At 47.1% G+C, this 2720-nt stretch carries 3 protein-coding genes; 1 reads left to right on the top strand and 2 read right to left on the bottom strand.

Annotation, left to right across the window (positions count from 1 at the left end):
* Window positions 1–385 (bottom strand): acetyl-coenzyme A synthetase N-terminal domain-containing protein (locus tag PLA23_RS12395; RefSeq protein WP_324475382.1); only part of this gene is annotated, 385 nt, incomplete at its 3' end.
* A 467-nt stretch (window positions 386–852) separates the two neighbouring features.
* Entirely contained in the window at window positions 853–2049 is a 1197-nt protein-coding gene (locus PLA23_RS12390; protein WP_324475381.1) for a M24 family metallopeptidase, read from the bottom strand.
* A gap of 115 nt (window positions 2050–2164) precedes the next feature.
* Here PLA23_RS12390 and PLA23_RS12385 point away from each other — a divergent pair.
* Window positions 2165–2720, top strand: a 556-nt coding sequence (locus tag PLA23_RS12385) for a cache domain-containing protein (RefSeq protein ID WP_324475380.1), incomplete at its 3' end; no start/stop codon positions are given.

The raw sequence follows: 2720 nt of genomic DNA, 5'->3' as shown, positions 1-2720 counted from the left end.
CCAGTTTTTTTAAGGCATTGGCAAACCGCATCACAGCCCGGTACAGCTGACGGTATGTGTAGATCTCCTCTTTCCCCCGTTCTCCTTTCCAGATTAGGGCAAGCTTATTCCGCCGTCCGTTTTTCACATGCCGATCCAGACAGTTTGCAGAGATATTGAGTTTTCCTCCACGAAACCACCGGGCATTTGGCCAGTCCCATTCCTTTACCTTGTCCCAGGGTTTGATCCAGTCCAGTTCTCTTGCTTTTCCTGCCCAGAAACCGTCCGGGTCAGATAAAAACTCTGCATATGCCTTCTTGTAATCACCGAGGGCAGAATTTGCCTGGTAGGATGGATCAGGGATGTAGGTTTTGTTGTCAAGCTTGACATCAAAGTTTTCAGCCATATTGTACCACCATTTGGTTCATGCGGGGGTGTCACCGGTCATCCATATGATCATCATACCGGACCGTGACCTGATCGACACCTGACTCATTGCCGATCGCATGATCAATCGTGTAGAATTAAAATTTAAATAAAATCGTATTTGTCGTACAATTATGTCGATCATATAAGAATCAAAAACGCGACCATGTTTCGTTCAGAGCAGGCATCTATTGATATCATTTTTCGCATCTCATGTAATGGGATATGTGAGATGAATATCTGAAATATGAATGGTTTCTCAACTCGCGCAATGTTCGACATAATGGATCAGAGCAGAACCGCCCTTGCCGGCGATCTGGTCCCGGAAGGTATCTGATGACCGTAAGTGAAATGATGTTCCTTCCAACCGGTCCGGGATTATGTGCCTGGAGGTTCTGGATTCTCCAGTACCTGCAGAAGAATCATCCTATCAGATTTACATGACGATCAGCACGGTACAGATATGAGCCCGGGGTTTGTTCCGGTAATACACCGACCTTTGTTCCTTGTGACCACAAAGGTGTTTTCTATACCGACCATTCCTACTCCTGAAATGCCCTTCTTTGGTTCCAGGGCAATGACCATGTTTTCCTTGAGTGGTTCGGTACATCCTTCAGCGATTACTGGGATCTCATCGATGAAAAGTCCCACACCATGTCCCAGGAATCTGACTTTGCGGTCTTTATATCCCATGAAATTCTGTATAAATTCCGGCTCAAGCGCCTCCATCACATCCCGGTATATCTGTGCAGGAATAGCGCCAGGTACGAGGAGAGAGGCAAGATGGTTTTGGATATCAACACACCGGTTGTGTTCTGCAATGACATCATCAGGCAGGGATGATCCATAGACATATGTCATAGTTTTATCGGTATGATACCCGCCATATCCGCATCCGACGTCAACAAATACGAGATCTCCTTTTTTGAGCCGTCGTTTCCGGTCCCCAAGGAGTGGGACAGCGGGGCATAATCCAACTGATCCTCCCGGCCCGTCAAAATATGTGGGATACAGTGAATTTTCTCCAAATCCGATCTGACCAAGCAGCATCTCGGTATTAAACATCCCAAACCTGGCAATGCCATGATGCCCTTCACTGACAAGAAGCGAATACAGACTGGCGGCAAAATCACACTCACGTATCCCTTCTTTGAGCAGATCCGGAACGCAATCCTCAAGCACCCGTGCGTGGATCTCCCCTGACTTTTCAAGGAGCGTCAGTTCAAACTCGCTTTTTACCGCTCTGACCATTGAGATCTCCCGATCTGCCGGTTCAGTCTTTGGGATGGGAAAGTGTTTTGAAAATCGTTGATACAGGGCAAGGGGGATAATCTCTGTCTCAAGGTATACGGTATCAGGAAGAGCCGGGTATGCCTGCCGTGCATCACGAAAACTCCCCATTCTCTCGATTGTCGGAAATTCAGATTCATTGATGGCACGTTCATAACTCTTCCTGACCCAGAGTGCCGGTTCCCCATCACGGGGAATATAGAGCATGCTGTCCTGCATGGTGCCGGTAAAATAATAGAGATTTACATTTCCAAAAATAACCGCCAGTTCCCAATCCGGTTTTTTCTCATCCATCCTGTCAATAAAACGTTTCATCCGGCTTTGTAACTCGTACCCAGGTACCCGGCTGTCCATAGGTACATTTTTGACGCGAACCGTGATAGTATCTATCATGGTGCACGATCGAGATGTACGAATTGATGATCACTCTATCAGGTTCTTTTATTACGTACCCCGGGCATGATCTATCATGGTCTCTCTTTTATCATTCAGGTCAATAAATAAAAAGATATTATTTGCCGGTTCTCTTTCTCTTCTTGTTGTCGCAGGCGTTATCATCCTCTTTGCAGCATTTTCAACATATAATACATCTGTTTCAAGTGCAAAGGACGAACTCAGAATTCTTGCTGATGCTCAGGCAGAGGCGATCACCGGAGTTCTCCTTGAGCCGATGCATTCAACCGAGGCCCTGGCAGAGGTGCTGCTTGGACCGTATAGTGAAGGAAAACCTCTCGGCAGGGACGAAGTGGAGCGAATAATCGGAGGGATTCTGAAAAACCACCCGCTTTATAATGGCGTGTACACGATGTGGGAGGAGAATGCGTATGATCGTGCCGATTCACGATATAAAGGAACGAATGGGTTCTCAAGTTCTGGCAGGATGAACATGTACTGGTACCGGGAGAACGGAGTGGAACAGCGGATGATGTATGAACCTGACTCAGTTGATACCGAGACCGATTATCAACAGGACTACTATACCATCCCGGCACGGACCCATCGGAAATTCCTGACCGATCCGTATG

It is taken from the genome of Methanospirillum sp., assembly GCF_035406105.1.
In the GTDB taxonomy this organism is placed as follows: Archaea; Halobacteriota; Methanomicrobia; order Methanomicrobiales; family Methanospirillaceae; genus Methanospirillum.
This window is presented reverse-complemented; position numbering and strand designations above follow the sequence as displayed.

What these genes read in the sequence shown, in the direction of transcription:
- PLA23_RS12390 (WP_324475381.1), bottom strand. Translation starts at nt 2,049, where the DNA reads ATGGACAGCCGGGTACCTGGGTACGAGTTACAAAGCCGGATGAAACGT.